Origin of the sequence: Aeromonas sp. 30P, from assembly GCF_051919805.1 — a bacterium.
GTDB classification, from domain to species: domain Bacteria; phylum Pseudomonadota; class Gammaproteobacteria; order Enterobacterales; family Aeromonadaceae; genus Aeromonas; species Aeromonas veronii.
Window position 1 is genome coordinate 981163 of the sequence record NZ_JBQBEA010000001.1, and the last position, 26962, is coordinate 1008124.

29 protein-coding genes, 1 tRNA gene, 2 pseudogenes and 1 other annotated feature are annotated in these 26962 nt (G+C 59.2%); of the genes and pseudogenes, 21 read left to right on the forward strand and 11 right to left on the reverse strand.

Features of this window, described 5'->3' with window-relative positions:
- Positions 1-3: 3 nt before the first annotated feature.
- Both ACTG2B_RS04715 and ACTG2B_RS04720 read left to right on the forward strand, forming a co-directional pair.
- Complete coding sequence (locus tag ACTG2B_RS04715; RefSeq protein WP_115521411.1) at positions 4-864, forward strand: hypothetical protein; 861 nt, start codon at positions 4-6, stop codon at positions 862-864.
- Positions 865-1084: 220 nt separating this feature from the next.
- A complete protein-coding gene (locus tag ACTG2B_RS04720) occupies positions 1085-2452 on the forward strand; it encodes a tetratricopeptide repeat protein (RefSeq protein WP_439995277.1) in 1368 nt (455 codons plus the stop codon).
- A 153-nt stretch (positions 2453-2605) separates the two neighbouring features.
- Here ACTG2B_RS04720 and ACTG2B_RS04725 read toward each other — a convergent pair.
- Positions 2606-2682, reverse strand: a tRNA-Arg gene (locus tag ACTG2B_RS04725).
- A 50-nt stretch (positions 2683-2732) separates the two neighbouring features.
- Positions 2733-3887 carry a flagellar assembly protein FlgT gene (locus ACTG2B_RS04730; RefSeq protein ID WP_439995278.1) on the reverse strand — a complete coding sequence of 385 codons (1155 nt, stop codon included), beginning with the start codon at positions 3885-3887 and terminating at the stop codon, positions 2733-2735.
- Positions 3888-4093: 206 nt separating this feature from the next.
- Here ACTG2B_RS04730 and ACTG2B_RS04735 point away from each other — a divergent pair, with 206 nt between their 5' ends.
- Together ACTG2B_RS04735 and ACTG2B_RS04740 are read left to right on the forward strand one after the other, a co-directional pair.
- A complete protein-coding gene (locus ACTG2B_RS04735; RefSeq protein ID WP_005338718.1) occupies positions 4094-4714 on the forward strand; it encodes a FlgO family outer membrane protein in 621 nt (206 codons plus the stop codon).
- A gap of 10 nt (positions 4715-4724) precedes the next feature.
- Positions 4725-5150 carry an LPP20 family lipoprotein gene (locus ACTG2B_RS04740; protein ID WP_005349622.1) on the forward strand — a complete coding sequence of 142 codons (426 nt, stop codon included), beginning with the start codon at positions 4725-4727 and terminating at the stop codon, positions 5148-5150.
- A gap of 77 nt (positions 5151-5227) precedes the next feature.
- Here the strand turns inward: ACTG2B_RS04740 and pheA are convergent, their stop codons facing one another.
- The gene (pheA, locus tag ACTG2B_RS04745; RefSeq protein WP_439995279.1) at positions 5228-6400 is read right to left on the reverse strand and encodes a prephenate dehydratase; all 1173 of its coding nucleotides are present in this window, start codon (positions 6398-6400) and stop codon (positions 5228-5230) included.
- A gap of 38 nt (positions 6401-6438) precedes the next feature.
- Positions 6439-6560 (reverse strand) — a sequence feature (Phe leader region).
- Between the two features lie 170 nt (positions 6561-6730).
- Here pheA and ACTG2B_RS04750 point away from each other — a divergent pair.
- The 17 genes and pseudogenes from ACTG2B_RS04750 (at position 6731) to ACTG2B_RS04830 (ending at position 19770) form a co-directional block, all read left to right on the forward strand.
- A complete protein-coding gene (locus ACTG2B_RS04750) occupies positions 6731-7342 on the forward strand; it encodes an HAD family hydrolase (protein ID WP_439995280.1) in 612 nt (203 codons plus the stop codon).
- Between the two features lie 18 nt (positions 7343-7360).
- Complete coding sequence (locus ACTG2B_RS04755) at positions 7361-7639, forward strand: DUF6482 family protein (protein WP_069554313.1); 279 nt, start codon at positions 7361-7363, stop codon at positions 7637-7639.
- An 81-nt stretch (positions 7640-7720) separates the two neighbouring features.
- The gene (locus ACTG2B_RS04760) at positions 7721-8557 is read left to right on the forward strand and encodes a hypothetical protein (protein ID WP_042080710.1); all 837 of its coding nucleotides are present in this window, start codon (positions 7721-7723) and stop codon (positions 8555-8557) included.
- Positions 8558-8663: 106 nt separating this feature from the next.
- Positions 8664-9236 (forward strand): DUF3157 family protein, encoded by a 573-nt coding sequence (locus ACTG2B_RS04765; protein WP_219263276.1) that lies wholly within the window; start codon positions 8664-8666, stop codon positions 9234-9236.
- Positions 9237-9424: 188 nt separating this feature from the next.
- The gene (locus ACTG2B_RS04770; protein WP_042080712.1) at positions 9425-10066 is read left to right on the forward strand and encodes an autotransporter; all 642 of its coding nucleotides are present in this window, start codon (positions 9425-9427) and stop codon (positions 10064-10066) included.
- A 180-nt stretch (positions 10067-10246) separates the two neighbouring features.
- Entirely contained in the window at positions 10247-11194 is a 948-nt protein-coding gene (locus ACTG2B_RS04775; protein WP_088869993.1) for a YbgA family protein, read from the forward strand.
- A gap of 69 nt (positions 11195-11263) precedes the next feature.
- On the forward strand, positions 11264-12151 hold the full coding sequence (locus ACTG2B_RS04780) for a MerR family transcriptional regulator (protein WP_040068540.1): 888 nt from the start codon (positions 11264-11266) through the stop codon (positions 12149-12151).
- Positions 12148-13568 (forward strand): annotated as a pseudogene (phrB, locus tag ACTG2B_RS04785) (deoxyribodipyrimidine photo-lyase). The gene ACTG2B_RS04780 and the pseudogene phrB overlap by 4 nt, the downstream one beginning before the upstream one ends.
- A gap of 1 nt (position 13569) precedes the next feature.
- The gene (locus tag ACTG2B_RS04790; RefSeq protein WP_159158332.1) at positions 13570-13998 is read left to right on the forward strand and encodes a nuclear transport factor 2 family protein; all 429 of its coding nucleotides are present in this window, start codon (positions 13570-13572) and stop codon (positions 13996-13998) included.
- Complete coding sequence (locus ACTG2B_RS04795; RefSeq protein ID WP_159158333.1) at positions 13995-14729, forward strand: SDR family NAD(P)-dependent oxidoreductase; 735 nt, start codon at positions 13995-13997, stop codon at positions 14727-14729. The genes ACTG2B_RS04790 and ACTG2B_RS04795 overlap by 4 nt, the downstream gene beginning before the upstream one ends.
- On the forward strand, positions 14726-15985 hold the full coding sequence (locus tag ACTG2B_RS04800; protein ID WP_159158334.1) for an NAD(P)/FAD-dependent oxidoreductase: 1260 nt from the start codon (positions 14726-14728) through the stop codon (positions 15983-15985). The genes ACTG2B_RS04795 and ACTG2B_RS04800 overlap by 4 nt, the downstream gene beginning before the upstream one ends.
- Positions 15982-16764 carry a DUF1365 domain-containing protein gene (locus ACTG2B_RS04805; protein WP_159158335.1) on the forward strand — a complete coding sequence of 261 codons (783 nt, stop codon included), beginning with the start codon at positions 15982-15984 and terminating at the stop codon, positions 16762-16764. Before ACTG2B_RS04800 ends, ACTG2B_RS04805 begins: the two co-directional genes overlap by 4 nt.
- Positions 16764-18020, forward strand: coding sequence for an SAM-dependent methyltransferase (locus tag ACTG2B_RS04810; protein ID WP_159158336.1), 1257 nt, complete (start codon positions 16764-16766; stop codon positions 18018-18020). Before ACTG2B_RS04805 ends, ACTG2B_RS04810 begins: the two co-directional genes overlap by 1 nt.
- A 2-nt stretch (positions 18021-18022) precedes the next feature.
- The gene (locus ACTG2B_RS04815) at positions 18023-18499 is read left to right on the forward strand and encodes a DUF2878 domain-containing protein (RefSeq protein ID WP_159158337.1); all 477 of its coding nucleotides are present in this window, start codon (positions 18023-18025) and stop codon (positions 18497-18499) included.
- Positions 18496-18717, forward strand: coding sequence for a TIGR02450 family Trp-rich protein (locus ACTG2B_RS04820; RefSeq protein ID WP_005338671.1), 222 nt, complete (start codon positions 18496-18498; stop codon positions 18715-18717). Before ACTG2B_RS04815 ends, ACTG2B_RS04820 begins: the two co-directional genes overlap by 4 nt.
- Complete coding sequence (locus ACTG2B_RS04825) at positions 18674-19216, forward strand: chalcone isomerase family protein (RefSeq protein WP_201298804.1); 543 nt, start codon at positions 18674-18676, stop codon at positions 19214-19216. Before ACTG2B_RS04820 ends, ACTG2B_RS04825 begins: the two co-directional genes overlap by 44 nt.
- Before the next feature lie 14 nt (positions 19217-19230).
- Entirely contained in the window at positions 19231-19770 is a 540-nt protein-coding gene (locus ACTG2B_RS04830) for a DUF3833 domain-containing protein (protein WP_159158338.1), read from the forward strand.
- A 73-nt stretch (positions 19771-19843) separates the two neighbouring features.
- On the opposite strand, the gene nqrM is transcribed toward ACTG2B_RS04830, so the two are convergent.
- The 8 genes and pseudogenes from nqrM to ACTG2B_RS04870 form a co-directional block, all read right to left on the reverse strand.
- Positions 19844-20068, reverse strand: coding sequence for a (Na+)-NQR maturation NqrM (gene nqrM, locus ACTG2B_RS04835; RefSeq protein WP_005338668.1), 225 nt, complete (start codon positions 20066-20068; stop codon positions 19844-19846).
- A 9-nt stretch (positions 20069-20077) separates the two neighbouring features.
- Positions 20078-21115, reverse strand: coding sequence for an FAD:protein FMN transferase ApbE (locus tag ACTG2B_RS04840; RefSeq protein WP_005338666.1), 1038 nt, complete (start codon positions 21113-21115; stop codon positions 20078-20080).
- A 3-nt stretch (positions 21116-21118) separates the two neighbouring features.
- A complete protein-coding gene (nqrF, locus tag ACTG2B_RS04845; RefSeq protein ID WP_005338656.1) occupies positions 21119-22342 on the reverse strand; it encodes an NADH:ubiquinone reductase (Na(+)-transporting) subunit F in 1224 nt (407 codons plus the stop codon).
- A 32-nt stretch (positions 22343-22374) separates the two neighbouring features.
- On the reverse strand, positions 22375-22971 hold the full coding sequence (gene nqrE / locus ACTG2B_RS04850; protein ID WP_005338645.1) for an NADH:ubiquinone reductase (Na(+)-transporting) subunit E: 597 nt from the start codon (positions 22969-22971) through the stop codon (positions 22375-22377).
- 3 nt (positions 22972-22974) lie between these two features.
- The gene (locus ACTG2B_RS04855) at positions 22975-23607 is read right to left on the reverse strand and encodes an NADH:ubiquinone reductase (Na(+)-transporting) subunit D (RefSeq protein ID WP_005338644.1); all 633 of its coding nucleotides are present in this window, start codon (positions 23605-23607) and stop codon (positions 22975-22977) included.
- Positions 23600-24388 carry a Na(+)-translocating NADH-quinone reductase subunit C gene (locus tag ACTG2B_RS04860; protein ID WP_005338643.1) on the reverse strand — a complete coding sequence of 263 codons (789 nt, stop codon included), beginning with the start codon at positions 24386-24388 and terminating at the stop codon, positions 23600-23602. The genes ACTG2B_RS04855 and ACTG2B_RS04860 overlap by 8 nt, the downstream gene beginning before the upstream one ends.
- Positions 24378-25608 (reverse strand): annotated as a pseudogene (locus ACTG2B_RS04865) (NADH:ubiquinone reductase (Na(+)-transporting) subunit B). Before ACTG2B_RS04865 ends, ACTG2B_RS04860 begins: the two are co-directional and overlap by 11 nt.
- Before the next feature lie 3 nt (positions 25609-25611).
- On the reverse strand, positions 25612-26955 hold the full coding sequence (locus ACTG2B_RS04870; protein WP_005349684.1) for a Na(+)-translocating NADH-quinone reductase subunit A: 1344 nt from the start codon (positions 26953-26955) through the stop codon (positions 25612-25614).
- Between the last annotated feature and the right edge of the window lie 7 nt (positions 26956-26962).

Sequence of the window (26962 nt, forward strand, 5' to 3'; positions counted from 1 at the left end):
ATCATGAATATGAAAATAAAAGTGCTTACTCTGCTCTGCTGTTCCTTGTTAAGCGGCTGCGCCGCGCGCGCCGCCTATAACAGCCTCAAACAGGATTATAATCACCCGCCGTTGGACCCGCCGCAGCAGAACCGCTGGCTCACCATTGATGGGGTTATCCCGCCAGAAGTCAAAGTGACCATAGTGCCATATTACTATTCAACCAAGGGCTGTACCCGTAACAGTGGCGATCTCGCAACATATTTTGGTCTGATTTATCCCAAATCTGGTCACTATTCGGTCCAGATCGCCCTTGATGGCGGCACCCGCTGTGGCTGGCAGCTCGATAAAATCAATATTTCTTCAGAGATCAAGGATCCCAACTACTATAATGCCCGCATTCCTATTGTCAGCCAATTTGCTGCCTTGGAATCTGGCGCTGCCACCTATACTTTTAGTATCAAGCAACAGGAACAAGAGTATCAGTCGGACGAAATCAGCAGAACACCTCGTTATTATCCTTATGCGTCTTTGCAAGAAATCGAGAAGGGGTATCCAGCGAGTTATAGTAAAAGCGTATTATGGCTTAATTCAGTTGGCATTATCAAAAATACGACCGGAGAAGTTGGGGAGCGCCAACCTGACTTTGCTTATCAACCCGGCAAGGCTCCTACCCCGCTTGGTATTATTCATTTTTCTCCCATGGTTGATCATGACTATCTGGTTTATGGCACCACGGAGGGAAGCAAGCTCAAAGGAAATTTCGTTTATCGAGATTACTACCCCAATGGGGATGTGACAGAAAACGAACCGTTACGTGACTATCGTTATTACGAGATAAAGCCAAAGAAAAAAGAGCCATGGAGGCCGATTATTCCGGATTGACCTTTCCTTATAATGGACGGTCACGATAAGGCCGAGTATGCCTATTGGCAGAAGGTCTATCAGGATCACCTGTAGCAAACCACCTGATAGGCAAGGCTAATGGCTAGGGAAGGCGCCGCATCAGCTATATACCCATCAGGTGGCTGCGTAGCATAATGGATTAGCCCGCAATACAGCAGCACCTCATCCGTTCCTTTTTCACTCTACGAAGAATTATCTCATGACTCATCGAATCTTATGGCTGACGCTGGCGACCGGCCTGCTTGCTGCCTGCTCTTCTACTACTTCATTCACTGACGCCGAGTTATCCCAAGCCGCCACTCAGGGCAGTGGCAAGGCTCAATATGAGTTGGCCAAACGTCTGGCCAGTCAGCCCGATTACCCCAATGCCATGCACTGGATGCAGCAAGCGGCAGAGCAGTCGGGCCCTTTGGCTGCCGATCAGCAGGTCCGTGCCAATGCTGCCTGGCAGGTAGGGGAGTGGTATCAGGCTGGACTCGGTGAGCCAAAGAATCCAGCACTTGCTACTCAGTGGTGGCAACGTTCTGCGCGGCTTGGTAACCCCCATGCCAGCTATCGGCTGGGGCTGATGTGCCAAGAGCAACATCAAGGCAAGCTGGCGAGTGACTGCCTCGACTGGTTCGAGAAAGCCGCCAAACAGGATCATGCAGAGGCGCAATTGATCCTTGGGCAGTGGTATGCCAAGCAGCAGGGGGCGGATGAGGATGCCGTCAAGTGGTTGGAAAAAGCGGCAGAATTGGGCAATCGAGACGCTCAGTATCAGCTGGGCAAGCGCTATGAGCAGGGGAAAGGGGTGATCAAACGCCCGGATATTGCCCAGCGCTGGTTTGAGAAGGCTGCCGCCCAGCAGCAGCCGGATGCCTTGTTGTTGCTGGCTCGTCAGGCTACACCGACGGATGCTTTCGCGGCTTATCAGCGGGCTGCCAATGCGGGTTCTGCCGAAGCAGAACTATGGCTGGGTGTTGCTTATCTGGCGGGAGAGCAGGTGCAAGCTGATCCTGCGTTGGGCAGATATTGGCTGGAGTTGGCTGTGACTCATGGCTCGCATGAGGCGGAGTACCAACTGAGCTTGCAACAAACAGATGGCGTAGCCAGGCAGCATTGGTTGGCTCTGGCTGCGGAAGGCGGGATCACCAAGGCCAGTTTCGAGCTGGCGCAGTTACAGCAAGAGCAAGGTGAGTTGGAGCAAGCCAGAGCCAGCTATGCCAAAGCAGCAGGACAAGGTCATACCCAGGCTCAATATGCTTATGGCGAGATGCTGCGGCAGGGTTTGGGCGGTAAAGAGGACTATGTGCTGGCACTCAAGCAGTATCGTCTGGCTGCCCAGCAGGGTGACCGGATGGCTCAATACCGTATGGGGACCATGCGTGAAGAGGGACTGGGGGCTCCGCGCAACCGGGTACATGCCTATGCCTGGTTATCTATGGCGGCAACAGAAGGGATGCCAGAAGCTGTGCAGGCTCGTGATGAGCTGGAAGCAGCGATGACCAAGCCGGAAGTCAAACAAGCGCAGAAACTCTCTGAGCACTGGTTTGGCAAGATCGCCACTACCTGGCAAAAAGGCTGATAGCTTGACAGGCAAGTGGCCCTTCAGGGCCACTGTGTTATCCCATAGTATCTGGGTTTTGAGCGCATGATGGGGCAATACGCTCACAAGCACGCCAGGGCCAAAAAAGACCAAGGGGTTGGCATCATGATGATGCCAACCCCTTGTTTTATATGGCGCTCCCGACTGGAGTCGAACCAGTGGCCTGTCCCTTAGGAGGGGACCGCTCTATCCTGCTGAGCTACGGGAGCTGTGTGGCGGGCATTATACAAGAAGCAACTCCCTTTTAAACCCTTGATTCTTATTCCAATACTGCCAAATCCCCATTCTGGATGTTAAACGGCGAATATTTGTTCTGGCTGCTGATGATGGCGCCATCGTCGAATACCTGCACCACTTCGAACAGGCCGTCGGCCGGGTTGCGCATCATGCGCGACTTGCCGTAGGGGTCGATGAAGTCGGCGTTGTGCTGGATGCGGAACTGATCGCCAAGCTTGACACCGTTGCGCCGTCCCAGATTGATGTAGGGGCCGCGTTCGTTCTGGCCGACCACCCGGGCGGTGACCGGGGCGCAGGTGAGCTGGGCTACCAGATCCTGAGCCGCCTGCTGCAACTGGTAGTTGACCTCCTGGCCATAGCTTGACTGCCAGAACTGGCCGCTGCTGCTGCCCACCTGCTCCCGCTTGCCAAAGGTCCAGGTGGCGCGCCCTTCGTAGACCTTGCGGTTGACCAGACTGCCGTTAATGCCGTCAAACAGGTAGAGCTGCATGCGAAAGTTGCGCACGGGATCCTGATACCAGCTGGTCAGCTGGTTGCCTTGCGGCTCTATGGAGAGATCGTCGATGCTGCCGAGCACCAGATACTGGCTGTCGGTACGCAGGCTGAGGGCCTTGATCTCCTCGAGAGCGCTGCGATCTCCCTGTTGCAGGTGAAGCGGGTCGATGCGCAAGTTTTCGTCCAGCCACTGGCGCACCGCGACCCCTTGCGGCGCATTGGCGAGGGTTTCGAACAGCCGTCGCGAGAGGTTTTCCGGCATGTCGTCCATGGCGCCGTAGCTGGCCTGATCCGGATAGCGCATCCGCAGCCTCACCAGTGTCAAATCCTTGGCGAAGTGCTGGGTCTGGCAGATCTGGCGCTCGGCCTGAATGTCGGCCACCAGCGTGATATACATGCGGCCGTTGCGCACCTCTTCCCGCTTGAGCCGATATTGGCGAATGTCGCCGCCGGAGCGGATCTGGATCTGCTCGGATCGCAGGCTGCCATTTTCCAGACGCTGGACGCTGGAAACCGCCGCGCCGCTTGCCAGCAGGGCCTGACGCAGGGCATCGCGGGTTGCCTGCTCGCGGGCATAGACTTCATCGCCCCCCAGAATGGCGGCGCTGCCCTGCGCTTCGATAAGCTCGGCTCGGGCGCTCAGGCTGGCCAGCAGCAGGGTCAACAGCAGCGGTAATTTCATAGCAGATACCTTGAGTTGGCGGGCAGCCGCGCCATTTTGAGGAAATGGCGCCTGCTGGCCGACATGGATCACAACACGTTCCAAGTGGCAGCGCACGTTGGCGCTGACGATGTCCATTAAAAAGCAAGAATCATGCCTCATTCCCGGCTCAAGCTTTGTCCGGCGCGTCCGATAATAAGTCAGGTGCAGATACAGGAAAGGTATCCATGAACAAACTCATCACGGCGTTGGCGCTTGCCCTGGCATTGACCGGGTGTGGCTCCGACCCTATCAATCGGGATCAGGGTGACCCCCGCCAGGCGGCGCAGGGGATGGAACTCAACTGGCTGGTGGCGCGCATGACCGATCAGCTGATGGAGCGCAAATCGCTGACCACCCTGACCGAGCCCATCGCGGTGGCCTCTTTCGTCGATCTCGATACCCTGCAGGATACCAACTGGATGGGGCAGCAGATTGAGGAGAGCTTTATCTACGAGCTCAACCGCCGCGGCGAGGTGGTGGTGGACTTCAAGCTGACCGGCAGCATCAAGGTGACGCCGCAGGGGGACTTCGTGCTGAGCCGCAACTACAAGGAGCTCTCTTCCCGTTTGCCGATCTCCCGCATTCTGGTCGGCACCTTCAGCCGCAATAGCAAGGGGATCCTGGTCAATGCCCGCGTTATCGACATGCGCACCAAGATGGTGGAGACCACGGCCCAGAGCCTGATCCCGCAAAAATATCTGTTCGGTGCCAACAACTCGTTTGGCCGGGCATCGATCAATCGCGGTTATCTGATGCGTGACAGTCAGGCCCGGCCGGGCGGTCATCTGGTCAACCTGACCCCGTGAGGAGCGAGTCATGAAGATCCTGTTTGGTTGCCTGTTGGCACTCTTGCTCACCGGTTGCAGCTACAACCGGGTGGTGGATTACACCCAGGGTGGCAAGCCCGATGATTTTCCGGTGCTCAAGGCGGTGGGCTATGCGGTGATCGACATCCAGCCTGGCCCCTCCCAGTCGGAGAAGATGCTGCAAGCCATTCGCGCTTCCAAGATGGATGCTTATCGCGAGCTGGCCGAACAGCTCAATGGTCAGCAGGTGCGCGGCCAGAGCAGCTACCGCGACTTGACCCAGACCTCCAACTCGCTGGATGTGTCGGTCGCCGGTGTGGTGCGTGGTGCCCGGGTGGTTGCCTCCTATCCGCGCGGCAATACCTATGCCACCGAGATGGAGCTCGATACCCGTGCCCTCTACAACATCAATCAGTTGATGGCCGGCCAGTTCTGAGTTGATGGGCTTGCCGTGAAAACCGGCATCAAAACAAAAGGCGAGCAGGGTGCTCGCCTTTTGTCGTTGTGGGCTGGTTAGCTCCCCATCAGCACCGGCGGCACTGCTGTGGGTTTCACATCCTCGCTCGGGTAGCAGCCAAGCACCTTGATATAGCGGGTGATCTTGGTCAGCTCCACCAGTGCGGCCTGCATCGCTGGGGTCTGCCGGTTGGCGGAGACATCCAGATAGAACATCTCTTCCCACGGGTTGCCCTGCACCGGACGGGATTCGAGCTTGGTCATGTTGATCTCGTGGTTGCGCAGTACCAGCAGCGCCTCCACCAGCGAGCCCGGTTTCTGGGAGGTGGACATGATGAGGGTGGTCTTGGCCGGGATCTGCGGCGCCACGTCGATGGGCTTGCGCGCCACCACGATAAAGCGGCTGTAGTTCTCTTTCTGGTTGGCAAGCTGCTCGGCCAGCACGTCCAGACCATACAGTTCACCACCAGCCGCGCTGCCGATGGCCGCGGCCTCCGGGCTGGCCAGCTCTTTCACCTTCATCATGGCGCTGGAGGAGGAGTCGCAGATCTCGTGGCGCGCCCCTTCCAGCTTGCTCAGATAGTGGGAGCACTGCTGGAACACCTGCGGGTGGGCATAGAAGGTTTTGATGCGACTCAGCTCGGTCGGTACGGCGGTGAGGATGCAGTGCTCGATGGGGTAGGTGAGCTCGCCGACGATGGAGAGGCTGGTGTGCTGCATCACGTCATAGACTTCGTTGATGGAGCCCGAGCTGGTGTTCTCGATGGGCAGCACGCCAAAGGCGGCGCGACCAGACTCCACAGCATCCAGCACTTCGCGGAAGTTCTGGCAGTTCACCTCGATCACCTGATCCTTGTAGCGCGCCAGATATTTGCGGGCGGCCAGGCTGGAGTAGGAACCACGCGGCCCCAGATAGGCGACGCTGGTCATCGGCTCCTGCTGCTCCGGGTTGAGCAGGCTCTGCAGATAGGCCTGCTGGGACAGCACCGAGTCCTCGATGATGGTGTGGTAGATGCGGGTGATGTACTGGGCATCCAGCCCCAGCACGCGCCCTTGCTGGATCAGGGCGACCAGCAGCTCCTGCTCCCGCTGGTGGTCACGGATGGGGCGCGGGTTGGCTTGCTTGGCTCGGGCAACCTCGATGCTGAGGGTCTTGCGTTTTGCCAGCAGGGCAAGCAGCTCCTGATCCAACCGGGTGATGTCTTGTCTGATCTCGTCGAGCGTTGCCATGATGGTTCCCTATCCAATTAATCGATTGATATTGATGCAAAAAAAAGCCTCCGCGAGGGGAGGCTTGATTCGTCTTTGCTTTCTGTTCACACGACGACAGGCCTTCCCTCAAGCGGGCCGGATAAACGAGAAAGCAAAGAAGAACGGTGCGTGCATAAGTGTGTCCTTGAAGTAACGTCATAACCATTAAGGGATTTGCCGGTCTGATGCAAGTAAAACTTGCCCGCAGGCGGGGATGGGGGCAGGGTATCCGGTTAAGAAAATGGCGTATGAGCGATGTTCTATTGACTCTGTTTTGATGACTGACAACCAGTGGGGGAGGTAAAGACGATGGCGATTATTTTCGATCTGGGACGGGTGGTGGTGAGCTGGGATCCGGTAGGCATAGTGCGTTCCGTGCGTGGCCCGCAAGGGGCCGAACTGTTGGCCGAGCAGCTCTTTAACCACCCGGACTGGCTGGAGGTAGACAGAGGCACCATGTCGCTCCACACCATGGCCCGGGAAGCGCAAGCGCGCACTGGCCTCTCGGCGGCACAGAATCTGGCCATTTTACAGGCCGTTCCGGCCTCCCTGCAGCCAGATCCCGCTATGCTAACCCTGATAGCCGAACTGCACGGGGCGGGGCACACTCTGTATGCCCTCTCCAACATGGGTCATGCCAGCATCGACTGGCTGGAGCAGCATCAGGATTTCTGGCGCTTCTTCAGCGGCAAGGTGGTCTCGGCGCGGGTGCGGATGATGAAGCCGGAGCCGGATATCTATCGCTATCTGCGGGTGTCGTTCGATCTGAAACCGGCAGAGTGTCTCTTCATCGATGACAGTCCCGCCAACATTGCGGCCGCCGAGGCCCTCGGTATCAGGGGGATCGTCTTTACCGACGCGGCGAGTTGCCGCCAGCAACTGGGTGAGCTGGGCTGTTTGCCCGCCGCCGGCAAGGGGTGATGCCCCTCTAGGAGCACTATGGAGCATGGCCGGTTTCGCAATTGGCTCAGTCACTATCCCGAGGCGACCCTGATCATCGCCTGCAAGGATGGCAGCGGTTATCAGCTCTGCATTGAGGCGGAAGGGGAGTGCCTCTGCCTGACCGACAGCGAGGGAGGGCGCCTGACTTTCACCTCGCTGGATCAGGCGCAGGGTTTCTTGCGAGCCCATCGGGTGCACCAAGCAAGATTACGAATTTATGACGCCCAAAATGAAGATTTAGCAGCAGAATCACAGGAAATAATCATCAAGTTTTAATTTTAACCAGACTCTTTAAGGGTCTATTCAGTTTGTTTGCCGCACAATACTGCACCTTTGTTCATCATCCGGAGCTGTTTAATGGGTGCCAATGTAGTTGTACTGAATCAGGGATATGATCACTCTTTTCAAGCCAGGGAACAGCTGCTGATTGAGCGACTGGCAAGTTTTGACGAGCTGGTTGTCTCTTTTTCGGGACGGTTGGAATCCTGCTACAGCATCGAGCTGTGCCGCGCTGCCGGTGTGAAAATCCATGCAATTACCCTCGATAATCCGACCCGCAGTCGTAGCGAAGTGGCCCGTGCCCGCCGTTATTGCCAGCGTTATGGCATCGATCACTGGGTCATCAAGAGTGACGAGATCGTCTTTTGCGATCGCCTGCCAAATATTGAAGGGCTGATCGACCCGGTTCGCCGCATTGGTGAGTATGTGCAGACTCGTCCGGAATGGACTCATCTGCCGTTGCTGGTTCCGGCCGCGGTGGAGGAGCGTGATGATTATCTTGCCCAGTTCGGGTCTCTGCCTGCCAACTCTATCTGGTTTTTTGCTGACAACGGATTGATGCGCCGCGATTATCGTTACGGCTTCAACAAGCGCCAGCTCGGTCGTTGGGGCAAGGGGAGCAACGGTTGCCTCAGCAATCGCTTCACCAATCCACGGCAGCTTGAGCAGCGTTATCTGCGAATGGTGGATCAGGCAGAGCAGATGCTGGCCGACATGGGGCTGGACGAGGCACAGGTCTTTTTCCATACCCTGTGCGACTGCTCCACCACCCTGGCCCGGGTGCGTCTGCCCGAGCATCAGCGTGCGCAGGCCTTTGATATGCAATCGGATATTCTGTCCGCCCTCAAGGGGAGCAAGTTCGATCTGGTGACCCTGGATATGGCACAGAAAGAGCGGCACGATCTCGCCATCTAGCCTGCGGGCAAGCGATGCGGGTGCCAGAACGTGAGTGCCGTCATAGGCAAGGGGCGACGGGACTGTTTATACTGTCGCCCTTTCACCCGTTACCGAGCTTCGCCCAATGAAACCCTTCTCCCGTCTGCTGATTGCCCTGTGCCTCTCCCCCGTATTGGCGCAGGCTGCCCCTCTTTCTCAGGTGACGCTGCCCGATGGTCGGCAGGTTCAGCTCAACAACGACTTCACCTGGGAGTATCTGGTGGTCAAACCGGCCGAGTCCGTAAAGGGCGTGGCTGCTGATGGGAAGGCTGGGGCCGTGGTGGCCGTCGCTGCTCCGGTGCTGACCGATCAGGCCAAGGCCAATCCGGAACTGCTTGCCCAGATGGCGCGTGACGGTGTGGTGGTCAAGCTGGACAAGATCGCGGGATCTGACCCGCTGGTGCTGACCTTTATGGTGAGCAATACCGGCACCCGCAATGTGGTCGGGGTGCGTGGCATGGTGACCCTGTTCAGTGCTGACGGAGTGCAGCTGAGCCGTCAGGAGGCCCGCTTCTGGGTTGCCGAGAATCGTCTGCCGGAAACCTATCTGCGCAAGGGGCAAGCCCGCCCGTCACTGGCCCTCGAGATCCCCCGTCCTGCCGGATTGACCGGTCAGCCGCTGGTGCGGGTCGAAATTGACGAGGTGGTCTTCCGCTGATTTGGCGTTGTTCCGGCCCATGCACACCGCTTGGGTCGGCAACTTGTTGCAGCTGACACCCCCTGCAATATCTGCTTACATCTGACATGGTTCTGCAACAGCTTGCAGCTCGGCAAGCCGGGAACCTGATCGCACAATGACTCCATACCAGCTCGCTAGCAACGGGCCCAATCACATGGAGTTTCATCATGAAAAAAGCAACTGTCTCTCTTCTGGTTCTGGCCGGGTTTGCCTCTACTTCCGTCATGGCGCAGGATGCCTTCAGCTACGCCAAGGGTTCCGCCACCTGGGCGCACACCAAATCCGACTATCTCAGCGGTACCTTCAGCAATGACAGCAAAGGAACCCGTGATTTTGGCGGTCTGAGCCTGGATCTCTCCAAGAGCTTCGGCTCCAACTTCTATGGTCGCGGCAGCACTGAATACACCTCTCGCAGCAACGGCAACGACAGCATGTCGATCTCCAGCATTGGTGTCGGTGTCTTTACTCCGCTGAGCACGGGTCTGAACCTCTACGGTGAAACCGGTGTGACCGGCTACATGCTGGAGCGTGAACTTGCCAGCGATATCGCTAACAAAGGGTGGGATGCTGTTGCTCGCAAAGATAGCGGCAGCATGTACGGTGAAGTCGGTCTGCGCTACGACATCGGCAATGTCGAGCTCTCCACTGCCTACCGCTACGCCAACATGACCGACGATATGCACGACTTCAAGGTGGGCGGTGCCTACAAGCTCAACCAGAATTGGGCGCTGACTGCCGATTACACCTATCGCAACTGGGATCTGCAAAAAGGTTCCATCTCCAGCCTGGGTGTGAAGTACAGCTTCTAATTTTCCTTCCCGTAGTCCGTAGTGTCTTGTTTTTTACCCATGGCGTTCGCCATGGGTTTTTTCTTTTTCCGGTGATCCTCTTTTTCTCCTTGTGTCGTATTGGTCGCAAATAGTTATACAACTTTCATTTTTTTGTATAACTGCTATAACTGAATCAATGCTTATACAAGGAGCGTTATCATGTACAAGATTAAAGTCGGTATCAGTGCCTGCCTGCTGGGACAAGAGGTACGTTTCGATGGGGGCCACAAGCGCTCCAGCTTCTGCGAACGGGATCTTGGCGCTCACTTTGACTATCACCCCGTCTGTCCCGAGATGGCCATTGGTTTAGGGGCGCCTCGCGCCGCCATCCGGCTGGTCAAGCGCAACGGCGAGATCCGCGCCGAGGCGAGCAACGGTAGCTTCGATGTCACCGAAAAGCTGATTGCCTTTAGCGAGCAGAAAGCGCGCCAGCTCGACTTTATCTCCGGTTATATCCTCTGTGCCAAATCACCCAGCTGTGGCATGGAGCGGGTCAAGGTCTATGGCGCCAACAACGAGGGGAGTGCCAAGGAGGGGATTGGCTTGTTTGCCAAGGCGTTGATGGAGGCCAACCCCCTGCTGCCGGTGGAAGAGGATGGTCGCCTGTGCGACCCAATCCTGCGGGAGAACTTCGTGCTGCGGGTCTTCGCCTACCACGACTGGCAGCAGCTCTGCGCCCGCGGCATTACCGCCTCTGCGCTGATCCGCTTCCACTCCCGTTACAAGTATCTGGTGCTCTCCCACGCCACCACCCACTACCGGGCGCTTGGCAAGCTGCTCGGCAATCTGGGCAAGTCCGCCAACTTGCAGGAGGTGGCCGACAACTACATCAAGGGATTGATGACGGCGCTGACCCTGCGAGCCAACCGCCGCAGTCACACCAATGTGCTGATGCACCTGCAGGGCTACTTCAAGCGGGTGCTGACCCCGGCCCAGAAGCAGGAGCTTGCCGATACCATCGACAAGTACCGCACCGGCATCTTCCCCTTGCTGGTGCCGCTCACCCTGATCCGCCACTACCTGCGCGAGTACCCCAATCCCTATCTCGCCGAGCAGGTTTATCTCAATCCGCACCCCGATACGCTGAAATTGCGTTACGGGCTCTGAATCCGTTCTGTTGCCCCGGCGCATGGTTTGCGCCGGGGAGCCTTACCCCTCTGTTTGATGGACGTTGTCATGTCTGATTTATCGCAAGAAGTTGCTCCTCTCGCTGATGAGGGGATCTACCCCATTCGCGAGGTCTCCCGTCTCACCGGCGTCAACGCCGTGACCCTGCGAGCCTGGCAGCGCCGCTACGGTCTGGTGCAACCGGCCCGCACCGAAAAGGGCCACCGCCTCTACAGCGAGCAGGATATCCTCCAAATCGGCGAGATCCTGAGCTGGCTGGAGCGGGGGGTGAGTATCGGGCAGGTGAAGGGGCTCTTGAGTGAACCCCATTCCGAGCCGGTGAGCGATCACTGGCAGCAAACTCTGGAGCAGTTCAGTCAGGCGCTGCTCGCCTTCAACCAGCGCAAGGCGGAGGCCGAGCTTAACGATCTGCTGGCGAGCTACCCGTTCGAGCTGGTGCGCAGCCGGATACTGCAACCGCTGGTGGAGCGGCTGCTGGGGCTGTGGCGCGAGCGGCCCGATGGCGAGCTGCTGCAACAGGTGTGGCTGGGCTGGCTCCATACCCGCTTCGCCCGCCACCTGATCGAGCAGGAGAAGGGCGTGCCGATCACGCTGGCGAGCTGGGGACAGGTCGGCCCCCTCGATCTGGTCTGGGCCGCCTACGAGCTGATCGGTCAGGGCTATGAGGTGCAACTGCTGGGGGCGGTGGAGCCCCGCCATGCCAGCTTGCTGGAAGGACGTGCCGTTACCCCCTGGCTGGTGCTGCTGGGTGCCGGGCTCGGCAAGCAGGAGCTGGCCGCCGGGTGGCCCGCAGGCACGCGCCTGTTTGGCGAACTGGGTCGCCTCTACGACGATGAGTGGCTTAAAGCCCATGGCTGGCAGGCGAGCCTTGCCGAGTTGATGGCGGATGCCCCAGATGCTGCTGGCACCAGCGGACGCGGGAGGAAAAAATCATGAAACTGGTCTGGTTGCGCAATGATCTGCGCCTTGCCGACAACCCCGCGCTGCGGCATGCCTGCGTCGGTGATGAGCCGGTCGCCGCGCTCTTTATCATCTCCCCCACCCAGTGGCGGCAGCACAAAATGGCCCCCATCCGTCAGCGCTTTATGTTGGCGCAGGTAGATGAATTGGGCCGCGAGCTGGCGGCGCTCGGCATCCCGCTCCATTTGCTGCAAGTGGAGACCTTTGCCGAGGCGCCCGCTGCGTTGGCAGACCTCTGCCGCGAGCAGGGGGTGACCAAGCTCTACGCCAATCAGGCTATCGAGATCGATGAGCTGCGCCGCGATCACGCCGTCAGCGCCGCGCTGGCAGAGCAGGCGGTGAGTTGTCACTGGTTCAACGGCTGCTGCGTATTGCCGCCGGGGCGGGTACTGACCGGCTCGGGTGAGATGTTCAAGGTCTTCACCCCTTTCAGCCGCGCCTGGCTCAAGGCCCTCGACGAGGAGGGGTTTGTCATTCATCGCGCGCCGACACCGCGTGGCGAGCCTTTGCCGTGGCAGCCGCTGGCTGAGCGGGCGTGGGTTGATGAAGCGCTCGGCGAGCTTACGGCTGATCCACGCTGGCCAGTAGGGGAGGCAGAAGCTCTGCGTCGTTTGAACATTTTTCTGGTGCAGGCGGTGCTTGACTATGGCGAGACCCGGGATTTTCCTGCCATCGCGGGCACGTCCGTGCTTTCCCCCTATCTGGCGGCGGGCATCATCAGCCCCCGTCAGTGCGTGGCGGCGTCCAGCAGCGGCTCGGCTATCGGCCCCAGTCCAAGGCCCAGCCCGGTTTTGTCTGGCTCAATGAACTCATCTGGCGCGAGTTCTATCGCCACCTGTTGGTGCTGATCCCGACCCTCTCCATGAATCGCCCCTTCAAGCCCGAGACGGCGGCCCTGCCGTGGAGCTGGGACCCGGATGCCTTCGCCGCCTGGTGCGAGGGGCGCACCGGCTACCCCATTGTCGATGCAGCGATGCGCTGTCTCAATACCACCGGTTGGATGCACAACCGGCTGCGGATGATAGTGGCGAGCTTTCTCACCAAGGATCTCCATATCCACTGGCGGCTCGGGGAGGATTACTTCATGAGGAGGCTAATCGATGGGGATCTGGCGGCCAACAATGGCGGCTGGCAGTGGGCGGCGGGCACAGGTGCCGATGCTGCGCCCTATTTTCGGGTCTTCAACCCCACCACTCAGGGGCAACGATTTGATCCACAAGGGGAGTTTATCCGTACCTGGGTAACTGAACTTGCCGATATTCCTGCCGCTTATGTGCATCAGCCCCACGACTGGCTGCGACTCAAGGGGCGACAGGATTATCCGGCACCCATGGTGGATCACGCCGTTGCCCGGGTGAGAGCCATCGAGATGTTTCGCTCTCTGGAGAAATAGGATGAACGAGCCGCTGGCCCGCTTTATTGACCTCTATCAGCAACTGGACAAACAGCAGTTGCACCGCTTGCCCGAGGTCTATGCCGAACAGGTGGTCTTTACCGATCCGGCCCACCGTATCGAGGGGCTGGCGGCCCTTGGCGACTATTTTGCCGCCCTCTATCAGCGCCTCGCCTACTGCCGTTTCGTCATCACCAGTCAGCAGCAGCAAGGGCCGCAGGCCTGGCTCGGCTGGACCATGACTTTCTCTCACCCCAGATTGCGTGGTGGTGAGCCGGTGACGGTGGAGGGGGCCACCCGCCTCGAATTCGACGAGGCGGGCAAGGTGTGCCAGCACCGGGACTATTTTGACCTGGGCGCCATGCTCTACGAGCAGTTGCCGCTGCTCGGGCCCGTGGTGCGCACTATCAAGATGAGGCTGGGCGCATGAGTGGCCGGGTGCTTATTACAGGCGCGACCTCCGGCATCGGTCGTCAACTGGCGCTCGATTACCGGCGGGCAGGCTGGCAGGTGTGGGGTTGTGGCCGCGATGGCGAACGGCTGCAGGCGCTGGGGCTGGATGGCGTCACGCCGCTGAAGTTCGATGCCCGGGATCTGGCCGCAATGAGCGGGGTGGCTGCTACGCTGCCATCCCTCGATCTGCTGATCCTCAACGCAGGCAACTGCGAGTACATGGATGTGGCGGAGGGGTTTGACAGCGAGCTGTTTGCCCGTGTCATCGACACCAATCTGACCGCCACCGGCCATGCTCTGGCCGCCTTCTTGCCGTTGCTCGGGGCTGGGTCACGGCTGGCCATCGTCAGCTCGTCGGTGAGCTGGCTGCCGCTGCCACGAGCCGAGGCCTATGGCGCCTCCAAGGCGGCCCTCGACTATCTGGCGGATACCTTGCGCCTCGATTTGGCCAGCAAAGGGATCGGGGTGACCCTGATCCGCCCCGGCTTTGTCCAGACGCCGCTCACCGCCAAAAATGATTTTCCCATGCCCTGTCTGGTGACGGTGGAGCAGGCCTCCCGCGCCATCATGGACGGGCTGACCGCTGGTCGTCACCAGATCCACTTTCCCCGCCGTTTCATCTGGTTGCTGCGCCTGCTTGGTGCGCTGCCGGTGGGGCTCTGGCTGCGCCTTGGCCGCGCACTCGTATCGAAAGGAAGCCATTCATGAAGAAAAAGATCGCCATCGTCGGTTCAGGGATCTCGGGGCTCACCGCCGGTTTTCTGCTCCACAAACTCCATGACATAACCCTGTTCGAGGCGGCGCCGACTCTGGGGGGGCACACAGCCACTGTCGATGTGAATCAGGCTGGCCGCAGCTATGCCATCGACACCGGCTTTATCGTCTTCAACGATCGCACCTACCCCAACTTCTTGAGGTTGCTGGCAAGGATCGGCATGGCGCGGCAACCGGCCGAGATGAGCTTCTCGGTGAAGAGCCCGGAGGGGCTGGAGTATAACGGCCACAATCTAGATACCCTGTTTGCCCAGCGCAGCAATTTGCTGAGTCCGCGCTTCTACGGTTTTGTCGCCGAGATTTTGCGGTTCAACCGGGAGGCTCGAGCCTGGCTGGCAGATGGTCAACATCAGGATGCAGTCCCCGAGCTGACCCTGGGGGACTTTCTGCTGGCGGGGGAGTTTAGCGACTACTTCGCCCGCCACTACATCTTGCCGATGGGGGCGGCAATCTGGTCATCGACCCTGGCCGATATGCGCGCCTTCCCCCTTGGCTTCTTCCTGCGCTTTTTTGCCAACCACGGTCTGCTCGATGTGGCCAATCGCCCCCAGTGGTACGTGATCCCGGGCGGCTCGCGGGAATATATCGGGCCACTCACCGCCGGATGGCAGTCGCAGATCCGCCTCGCCTGTCCGGTGCAGAGCGTACGGCGGGACGCGGACGGCGTGGTGATCCAGAGCAGTTACGGCGAGGAGCAGTTTGACGAGGTGATCTTCGCCTGTCACAGCGATCAGGCGCTGGCGCTGCTGGCGGATCCCGGCGAGCGGGAGCAGGCCATCCTCGGCGACATGCCCTATCAGGCCAACGATGTCTGGCTCCACACCGATGCGCGCTGCCTGCCTACCCGTCGCAAGGCATGGGCCAGCTGGAACTATCAACTCGATGGCGACGACGAGGCACGGCCGCTGGTGAGCTACAACATGAACATCCTGCAGGGGGTGAACTCGCCGGAGCCCTTCTGCGTCAGTCTCAACCCCAGGGGCAAGGTCGATGAGAGCAAGGTGCTGCGCCGCTTCGTCTATCACCATCCGGTGTTCAATCAGGCCTCCATCGCTGCCCAGCAGCGCCGCGCGGAGATCTGCGGCCAGCAGCACACCCACTTCTGCGGCGCCTACTGGTACAACGGCTTTCATGAGGATGGGGTGCGCAGCGCGCTGGATGTCGCCAGGCGCTTCGGAGCCGAGCTATGAACGGCGCCACTGTGGCCACCGAACATGAGGGGGCCAACGAACTGGCCGGAGTCACCAGCGCCATCTGGCAGGGCTCGGTGCGCCACCGCCGTTTTGCGCCTCGGCCCCACGCCTTCTCCTACAGCATCTTTATGCTGGGACTGGATCTCGACGAATTGCCGCAGCTCGATCAGGGGCGCTGGTTCGGGGTGGAGCGCTCGGGGCTGCTCTCGTTTCACCGCCATGACTATCTCAAAGGGAGTGAGGGGAGCCTCAAGCAGGCGGTGTGGCAGAAGGTGAGCGAGCTGGGTGGCGATGCCGAGCCCGAGGGGCGGGTGCTACTGCTCGGCAATGTGCGCTGTCTGGGGTTCTACTTCAGCCCGGTCAACTTCTACTTCTGCTACCGGCAGGGCGAGGCGCGCTATCTGCTGGCAGAGGTCTCCAACACCCCCTGGAACGAGCGCCACTACTACCTGCTGGATTTGGCGGCGCTGGCCCCCCATGACAAGGATTTCCACGTCTCCCCCTTTATGGGGCTGGCGATGCGTTATCACTGGCGGATCAGGCCGCCCGCGCAGGAGACACTGATCCACATCGAGAGTCATCCCGTATCCGGTGAAGCCAAGCTGTTTGACGCCACCCTGGCGCTCACGCGCGAACCCTTGTCGCGCAAGGGGCTGGTGGCCCTGCTGGCCCGCTGGCCATGGATGACCATGAAGGTGCTGCTCGGGATCTACTGGCAGGCCCTGCGTCTTTTTATCAAACGAACACCGATTTTTACCCATCCGGAGAGCCGCTAATGGAACTTGCTCAATCAACCCTCTCTGCCTCTTTCATCGACAAGGGGGCAAGACAACTGCTGCTCAATCTGCTGGGGCGCCTCGAACATGGCCAGCTGCTGCTACGGGATGGCGGTGAGCGCCACAGCTTTGGCGTCGCGGGCACCGATCTGCATGCCGAACTGGTGGTGCAGGATCCGGCCTTCTATCGTCGCCTGTTGCTGGGGGGCAGCATTGCCGCCGGAGAAACCTGGGTGGAGGGGCTGTGGACCAGCCCGGATCCGGTGGCGCTGGTGCGGCTGCTGGCTCGCAACCTGACCCTGCTTGACTCCCTTGAACGGCGTCTCGGCTGGCTTAGCTTCCCCTTCAACAAGGTGCGCCACTGGCTTAATCGCAATACCCTGACCGGCTCGCGCTCCAACATCGCCGCCCACTACGATCTCGGCAATACCCTCTATCAGGGCTTTCTCGACAGCCATATGCAGTACTCGAGCGCCATTTATCCGAGCGCCGAGGCCACTCTCGAAGAGGGACAGCAGGCCAAGCTGCGCACCATCTGCGAGCGACTTGAGCTGGGGCCTGACGATCATTTGCTGGAGATCGGTACCGGCTGGGGTGGCCTCGCTGTCTATGCCGCCCGCCACTATGGCTGCCGGGTGACCACCACCACCATCTCCCGGGCCCAGCACGACTATGCCAAGGAGTGGATTGCGCGGGAGGGGCTGGGGGATCGCATCACCTTGCTGCTGGAGGATTACCGTAAGCTGGAGGGCACCTATGACAAGCTGGTCTCCATCGAGATGATCGAGGCGGTGGGCCATGCTTTCCTGCCCGACTATTTCCGCCAGCTGTCGCGGCTGCTCAAGCCCGGTGGCCGCCTGCTCATTCAGGCCATTACCATCGCCGATCAGCGCCATGCCCAGTATCTGCGCGGGGTCGATTTTATCCAGCGCTACATCTTCCCCGGTGGCTGTCTGCCGAGCGTCTCCCTGATGGCGGGGTTGCTGGCGCGGGAGACCGACATGCAGCTGGTGCGGTTGCACGATCACGGCCATCACTATGCCCGCACCCTGGCTCACTGGTGCGAGCGCTTTCTGGCGCTCGCACCCGAGCTGCCCAAGCTTGGTTACAGCCAGGATTTCATCCGCTTGTGGCACTTCTACTTTGCCTATTGCGAGGGGGGATTCCGGGAGCGCACCATCAGTCTGGTGCAGCTGGAGGCCGCCAAGCCGGGGTCCGCTGGCTGGTCGGGTGATTTGCCAGTAAGCGGTTACTGACCATGTGGCAGTGGGCTCACCTGCTGGGGTTCAACCTCTACTGGTTGCTGGCGGTGAAGTGGCAGCAGCCGGGCCCGCTGCTTGTGATCTTGCTGCTGCACTTTCTCTTCTCGCCCAGCCGCCGGCGTGACTGGCGGCTGCTTCCCATCGCGGTGGCCGGCTGTCTGCTGGATGCCATGCTCTGGCAGCTCGGCTTGTTCCGCTTTGCTTCCGGTTTTCCCCTCTGGCTGGCACTGCTCTGGCTCGGTTTTGCCCTGACGCTGGCCCACGGTATGCGCTGGCTGCTGCGTCTGCCCCGCTGGCAGCAGGCGCTGTTTGGCGTATTTGGCGGTGCTTCCTCCTATGTGGCGGGGGCCGCCATGGGGGCAGTAAACTTACCCTGGGGCATCTGGATCAGCACGGCGCTGCTGGCAGTGATCTGGATGTGGTGGTTACCCGTACTCCTGTGGGTAATGGTCAAGCTGGAGGGTGAGTCATGACAAACACCTTTTCGACCGACTCGTTGCTTTTTTCCAAGTGGACCAAAGAGAGCCAGCATGAGCTGACTGATCGCTTCTATCTGGTGGTTGCCTGCCAGCGGGATGCGCAGGGGCAGCTGGTGCAGGTGGTGATGCAGGATATCAACACCCTGCAGGAACAGGAGATGGATTGGCATGAACTGGAAGACCCCAACCACTGGCATATGGGGTGGAATTAACCCGCTGCTGCTGGCGTTTACGCTCTTTGCTGCAACCGCGGTGCAGGCTTCTGCCGCACCCTGGCAGCAGCTGCGCCCGGTCGGGCAGGGGGAGATGAACTGGCTCTGGTTCAAGCTCTACGATGCCACCCTCTACAGTGAAAGCGGGCGCTATCAGCCCGGTCACTATCCGCAGGCCCTGACCCTCACCTATGCCAGATCCATCGAGCGGGAAGAGCTGCTGAGCGCCACCGCCGCCGAGTGGCAGCGGCTCGGTCTTGGCTCTGACGCCGAGCGTCAGCGCTGGCTAGGCCAGCTCGCTGCACTCTGGCCCGATGTGCAGGCAGGCGACAAGCTCACCTTCTATGTCGACAGGGGGGGGGCAGGCCACTTCTGGTGGCAAGAAAAACCCCTCGGCACTCTGGCCGATCCGCAATTCTCGGCCGCTTTTCTCGCCATCTGGCTGGCTGACAACAGCCGCGATCCCGCCCTGACCCGCCGCCTGCGTGGCCAACCCTGAACATGGAGTCTCTGATGTCTTTCTATCGTGCATACCGCTGGTTGCTGTTGCTACCCTTTTTGCTGCTGAGTGGCTGTGGTGCCAGTCTCGATGACTATCGTGGGCAGGGGCCAAACTGGGATCTCGCCCGTTTCTTCAACGGCAAATTGGTGGCTTACGGCCTGGTAACCGACCGCAGCGGCGAAGTGACCAGTCGCTTTCGGGTCGAGATGGTGGGTCGTTGGAAGGATGGCAAGGGAGAGCTGTTCGAGCAGTTCTACTTTGATGATGGCCGCCAGCAGACCCGTACCTGGTATCTGAGCAAGGGCGATGATGGTCATTGGCGCGGTACTGCTTCCGATGTGGTGGGGGAGGCGGTGGGTAAAAGCCAAGGGTTTGCCCTCAACTGGCGTTATCAGCTCGATCTGGCGCTGCCGGATGGCGAGGTGGTGCGGGTGAGCTTCGATGACTGGATGTACCTGCTGGACGAAGATCGTCTGATCAATCGTGCCGAGATCAGCAAGTTCGGTATCCATCTTGGCGAGGTGATCCTCTATATCGAACGTCAGCCCTGACCGTTAACGCAAGATAACGGCCAGTAAAAAGCGCGCCGATGGCGCGCTTTTGTTTACCGAAAAACCAGAGTCATCAGATGATGCGGTTCTCTTCCAGCATCTTGCGACGGGCCTCTTCCTTAGCCATCTTCTTCTTGCGGTTGTCACAGGGTTCCGGGCAATCGCACTCTTTCTCGATGCCGACACTACCCAGACCGCCACAGGAGCCGGAGATGGTCTTCTTCTGGAAGATGTAACCGATAGCCATGGCGGCTATCACCAGCATGAATACCCCGAAGGTGATCAGAAAAATCTGCATCTCTACCTCTTACTTCTTGACCAGATAGGGCTTGAAGGCATCGGAGTAAGCCTCTTCAAAGCCGTTATCCGTCTTGGTGATCACGAAGATCGCCAGGCCGCGCTCGTTGGCATAGGCCAGGCTTTTCTCGGTCCCCATCACCATAAACACGGTGGCCAACCCGTCTGCAGTCATGCAGGAGGGATGGATCACGGTGACCGACACCAGACGGTGCTGGATCGGCTTGCCGCTGCGCGGGTCTATGGTGTGGGAGAAGCGCTGACCATCCAGTTCATAGTAGTTGCGGTAATCGCCGGAGGTGGCCACCCCGTTGTCACCGGGCACGATCACCTCTTGCACCGTGCCGGTGCCTGCGGTGGGCTTCTCGATGGCCACGCGCCAGGGGTGACCCTTGCCGTTGACGCCATTGATCCGCAGCTCGCCGCCAATCTCCACCAGATAGTTACGCGCACCCAGTGACTCCAGATACTCGGCTACCTTGTCCACACCAAAGCCCTTGGCGATGGCGGAGAGATCGACGTAGAGGTCCGGAATATCTTTTTGCAGGGTATCGGCATCCACCGAGGTGATGACGTGCAGGTTGCCCAGACCGGTCTTCTGGCGAGTCTGGGTGATCAGCTCGTCGGAGGGGACCTTGGTCGGCTTCTTGTCCGGGCCAAAGCCCCACAGATTGACCAAGGGGCCAACGGTGACGTCCAGCGCCCCCTGGCTCTCACGGCCAATGTGAATGGCCTCTGTGACGACCCGTGCGGTATCGCGGGAGACCACAACCGGTTTGTTGTCACGGCTCTGGTTGAAGCGCGACAGTTCGGAATCGGGGCGATAGGTCGACATCTGGTCGTTGACCCGCTCCAGCAACACATCCACCTCAGCTTGAAGCTTGGCCGGATCGCTGATGGCGCTGTCCGCCACCTTGATGGAGTAGTAAGTGCCCATGGTGCTGCCGGTGATGTGGATCTCCGGTTTGGATTGGACCGTCTCCTGACCGCACCCAGTCAAGAAAAAGGCTAGCCCGAAGGCTAGCCAGGTCTTTACAACACTGTGCATGGATTAACCACCAAAGTCATCCAACAGGATGTTTTCGTCTTCAACGCCCAAATCTTTGAGCATGTTGATGACGGCAGCGTTCATCACCGGAGGTCCACACATGTAGAACTCGCAATCTTCCGGTGCTTCGTGGTTCTTGAGATAGTTCTCGTAGAGCACGTTGTGGATGAAGCCGGTGTAGCCGTCCCAGTTGTCTTCCGGTTGCGGGTCAGACAGCGCGACGTTCCAGGTGAAGTTCTCGTTCTCGGCGGCGAGCATGTCAAAGTCTTCGACATAGAACATTTCGCGCTTGGAACGGGCACCGTACCAGAAGCTCATCTTGCGCTTGGACTTCAGGCGACGCAGCTGGTCGAAGATATGGGAACGCATCGGCGCCATACCTGCACCACCACCGATGAATACCATTTCGGCATCGGTGTCCTTGGCGAAGAACTCACCGAACGGACCGGAGATAGTCACCTTGTCGCCAGCCTTCAGGCTGAAGATGTAGGAGGACATCTGTCCCGGAGGGGCAGTCCAGTTGCTGGGCGGCGGGGTCGCGATACGTACGTTCAGCATGATGATGCCGAACTCTTCCGGATAGTTGGCCATGGAGTAGGCACGGATGATCGGCTCATCGACCTTGGACTCCAGCTCAAAAATCTTGAAGCGATCCCAGTCACCGCGATACTCCTCGGGTATATCGAAGTTCTTGTAGTGCACGTGGTGAGCCGGGGCTTCAATCTGGATATAACCACCGGCGCGGAACGGTACGCTCTCGCCATCGGGGATCTGCAGCTTGAGCTCCTTGATGAAGGTGGCCTTGTTATCGTTGGAGATAACAGTACATTCCCACTTCTTCACCCCGAAGATCTCTTCCGGCAGTTCGATATCCATGTCGGAGCGAACGGTAACCTGACAGGCCAGACGCTCGCCATGACGGGCTTCGCCCTTGCTGATGTGATCCAGTTCGGTCGGCAGAATGTCGCCGCCACCGGATTTCACCCGTACCTTGCACTGGCCGCAGGAGCCACCGCCGCCACAGGCGGAGGAGACGAAGATACCGCTGCCAGCCAGCACGCCGAGCAGCTTGCCACCGGCCGGGCTGGTCACAGCCTTGGCCGGGTCACCATTGATGCTGATTGTCACGTCGCCCGCGGTCACCAGCTTGGACTTGGCGAACAGAATGACTGCCACCAGTGCCAGCAGGATCACGGTAAACATGACCACACCCAAAATAATTTCCATCTATCGTTCCTTTCTGATTGCAGGAAAGCCGATTACAGGGAGATACCAGAGAAGGACATGAAGCCCAGCGCCATCAGACCGGCGGTGATGAAGGTGATGCCCAGACCGCGCAGGCCTTCCGGAACATCGGAGTACTTCATCTTCTCGCGGATACCTGCCAGCGCAACGATCGCCAGCATCCAGCCTGCCCCTGAACCCACACCGTAGACCACAGACTCCATGAAGTTGTAGTCACGCTGCACCATGAAGGAGACGCCACCGAAGATGGCGCAGTTCACGGTGATGAGCGGCAGGAAGATACCCAGCGCGTTGTAGAGTGCCGGGAAGTACTTGTCCAGCGCCATCTCCAGGATCTGTACCAGTGCTGCAATCACACCGATGAAAGTGATGAAGCTCAGGAAGCTCAGATCCAGACCGGATACCAGAGCGCCATCTTTAAGCACGTAGTTGTAGATCAGGTTGTTGGCAGGAACCGCGATGGTCTGCACCACAATAACGGCAATACCCAGACCCATGGAGGTCTTTACCTTCTTGGACACCGCCAGGAAGGTACACATCCCCAGGAAGAAGGAGAGTGCCAGGTTTTCGATGAAGATCGATTTAATCAACAGACTCAGATAGTGTTCCATACCTTAATCCTTCGCCTCCACCTGCTTGGGATCCTTGGTGCGCACGCCCCAAATGATCAGACCAATGATGAAGAATGCACTCGGCGGCAGCAGCAGCAGGCCGTTGGGCACATACCAGCCACCGTTGTTCACCAGCGGCAGCAGCTCGATGCCGAACCAGGTGCCGGAGCCCAGCAGTTCACGCACGGTCGCGACGCTCAGCAGAATGGCACCATAGCCCAGACCGTTGCCGATACCATCCAGGAAGGAGGGCAGCGGGGCACTCTTCATGGCATACGCTTCGGCGCGGCCCATTACGATACAGTTGGTGATGATCAGACCCACGAAGACCGACAGTTGCTTGGAGATGTCATAGGCGTATGCCTTGAGCACCTGGTCAACCACGATAACCAGTGAGGCGATGATCGCCATCTGCACGATGATCCGGACGCTGTTCGGGATCTGGTTGCGGATCAGGGAGATGAACAGGTTTGAGAAGGCGGTGACCGCCATGACCGCGAGGGTCATTACAAACGCAGTTTTCATCTGGCTGGTAACCGCCAGTGCAGAACAGACACCCAGCACCTGCAAGGCGATGGGGTTGTTGCCCAGCACAGGCGTCAACAGCAACTTCTTCATTTCGCTCTTGTCAGCCATTGTTGATTTCTCCTGCACGAACCTTGGCCAGGAAAGGACCGAAGCCCTTGGGACCCATCCAGAAGTCGAAGGTATGCTGTACGCCGTTACCGGTCAGGGTGGCACCGGAGAGACCATCGATCTCGTGCTCGGAGCCCGCCGGAGCATGGCCCTTGATGACGCGCAGCGCCGGCATGCCATTCTGGTCGAACAGTTTCTTGTCCTTGAACAGCGCCTGCCAGGCCGGGTTTTCGATCTCGCCACCCAGACCCGGGGTTTCACCGTGGTCATAGTAGGTGATGCCCTTGATGGTCTGGCCATCAGCGGCAACGGCGACGAAGGCATACATGGTCGACCACAGACCCTGACCGTAGATGGGCAGGATGATGCTGTCGATCTTGCCTTCGGCATCCTTGGCGAAGAATACCGGGATCTGCTTGGAGATCTGACGCAGGCTGGCCTTGTCGTCAGCGGCGGCAAGACGGATGCTGCGGGCCGGATCTTTGGCTGCCTGCTTGGTGTCGAAGTTGTCGGCATCGCCGTCAACAAAGTCACCGGTCGCCAGATCCACCAGACGCGCTTCGATCTTCTCGCCGTACAGTTTGGCCAGGTCGCGCTTGGCCACTTCGCTCACATCCACACCGGCTACGGCGAGAATGTTGCTCTGCTTGTCCAGCGCCTTGTTTTCCTGCTGGGTAGAACGCAGGCCCACAGCGGCAACGGATACCACGATGGAACAGGCCAGACACAGGCCGGTGACCACGCTGACGGTGCCGAGGGTTGAATCTTTATTAAACGCCACGAGCAATCCTCCGCTTGATGTTTGCCTGAGCGACGAAGTGGTCAAACAGGGGAGCAAACAGGTTCGCAAACAGAATGGCCAGCATCATGCCTTCCGGGAACGCAGGGTTGACCACGCGAACCAGCACGACCATTACGCCGATCAGGGCGCCATACCACCACTTGCCTTTGTTGGTAAAGGCTGCGGAGACAGGGTCGGTCGCCATGAAGGCCATACCGAAGGCGAAGCCACCCAGGACCAGATGCCAGTGCCACGGCATGTTGAACATGGGGTTGGTATCGGAACCGATGACGTTGAACAGCAGGGAGGTGGCGATCATACCGATCATCACGCCGGCGATGATGCGCCAGGAGGCGATGCGCATGTAGACGATCATGGCGGCACCCAGCAGGATCATCAGGGTAGAGACTTCACCGATGGAACCAGGCAGGTTACCCAGGAAAGCGTCCATCCAGCTGATAGCCTGGCCGGTTGCACCGTTGATCAGCGCCATCTGGCCGCCTTGTGCCCACTGGCTCAGGGCCGTCGCGCCGAGAGAAGCCGTCAACGGCAACCCATACGGCGTCACCGGAGATCTGGCCCGGGTAGGCGAAGAACAGGAACGCACGACCAGCCAGCGCCGGGTTCAGGAAGTTCTTGCCGGTACCACCGAACACCTCTTTGGCCATCACCACACCGAAGGTGATACCCAGTGCAGCTTGCCACAGGGGCAGCTCGGGCGGCACGATCAGGGCAAACAGGATGGAGGTTACGAAGAAGCCTTCGTTGATCTCGTGTTTGCGCACCATGGCGAACAGCACTTCCCAGAAACCACCGACAAAGAAGACGGTGATATAGATTGGGAAGAAGTGGGTGGCGCCAATCAGCATCTTGCTGCCGATACCGGCAACAGCCGGATCGAGGGAGGCGCCCAGCATGGTAGCCAGAGCATATTGCCAGCTGCTGGCACCAGCAGCCGAGCCCATGTGGGCAATGGCGGCAATCGCCTGGTTACCAACGTTGTACATGCCCCAGAACATGGCCGGGAACACGGCCAGCCACACCATGATCATCATGCGCTTCAGATCGAGCGCATCACGAACGTGGGAGGCGTTGCGGGTAACGCTACCCGGGGTGTAGAACAGGGTGTACGCCGCTTCGAACAGGGCATAGTACTTGGCGTACTTTCCACCCGGTTCGAAGTGGTGTTCCATATTTTCAAGAAGTTGCTTGAAACTCATCGCTTAACCTTCCAGTTCAATCTTGGTCAGGCACTCACGCAAGATCGGGCCGTACTCTGTCTTGCCGGGGCAGACAAAGGTACAGAGCGCCAAATCTTCCTCATCCAGCTCCAGGCAACCCAGTGCTTGCGCACCGTCGGTATCGCCGGAGACCATGTCCCGCAGCAGCAGGGTCGGCAGGATGTCGAGTGGCATCACCCGCTCATAGTTGCCGATAGGCACCATGGAACGGTCACTACCGTTGGTAGTGGTGGTGAAGTTGATCAGCTTGCCCTTCATCAGATGAGAGAGGGTGGTACGGGTGATAGAGAACTTGTTGGCGCTGGGGTTGATCCAGCCCAGGAACTCTTTCTCGCGACCTTCACCCAGCACGCAAACCTGATTGTGGTAGCGGCCCAGGTAGTCGTGAACACCTTCGGCTTTGGCACCACTCAGGATAGAACCGGAGATGATACGGTTTTCGTCGGCCCGCAGCTCATTGTTGGTGAGCTGGCTGATGCAGGCGCCCAGACGGGTACGCAGCAGACGCGGCTTGAGCACGTTCGGGCCAGCCAGCGCGATCACCTTGTCAGTGAAGATCTGACCGGTGGTGAACAGCTTGCCGAATGCGATCACATCCTGATAGTTGATGTGCCACTGCACCTTGGTGCTGCTGACCGGATCCAGGAAGTGGATATGGGTACCCGGCAGACCGGCAGGGTGCGGACCAACGAAGATCTCTTCCTTGACCTGAGCCAGCGGAGAGTGGGGCAGACTGCCTTCGCCTTTACAGACGTAGACGGCGCCGTCGGTCAGGCGGGTCAATACGGCCAGACCATCGAGGAAGGCCTGCGGCTGTTCCTTGATAATCAGCTCGGCATCGGCTGCCAGCGGGTTGGTGTCCATTGCAGTCACAAAGATGGCGCGCGGGGCAGACGCTACCGCGGGGACTTTGCTGAACGGACGGGTACGCAACGCAGTCCACTGACCTGATGCGACCAGGATCTCTTGCACCTTGCTGCGCTCGAGCTTGGCCAGCTCGGCAGAGGCAAAATGCTCAAACGTCACCTGTTCATCGGAACCGTCCAGGTCGATGACCACAGACTGGAGAACACGTTTGGCACCACGGTTGATCTCTGAAACCACACCGGTGGCAGGAGCTGTGAATTTAACGCCCGGATTCTTCTTGTCTTCAAAAAGATCCTGACCTTTGATGACGCGATCACCTACTTTGACGAACATAGTAGGTCGCATCCCCACAAACTCCTCGCCCAGTGTCGCAACACGGGTGATGGCGGGGCCATCGTAGATTACTTGCTCTGGCGCACCCAGCACGGGGATGTCCAGTCCTCTTTTGATTGTAATCATACTTACT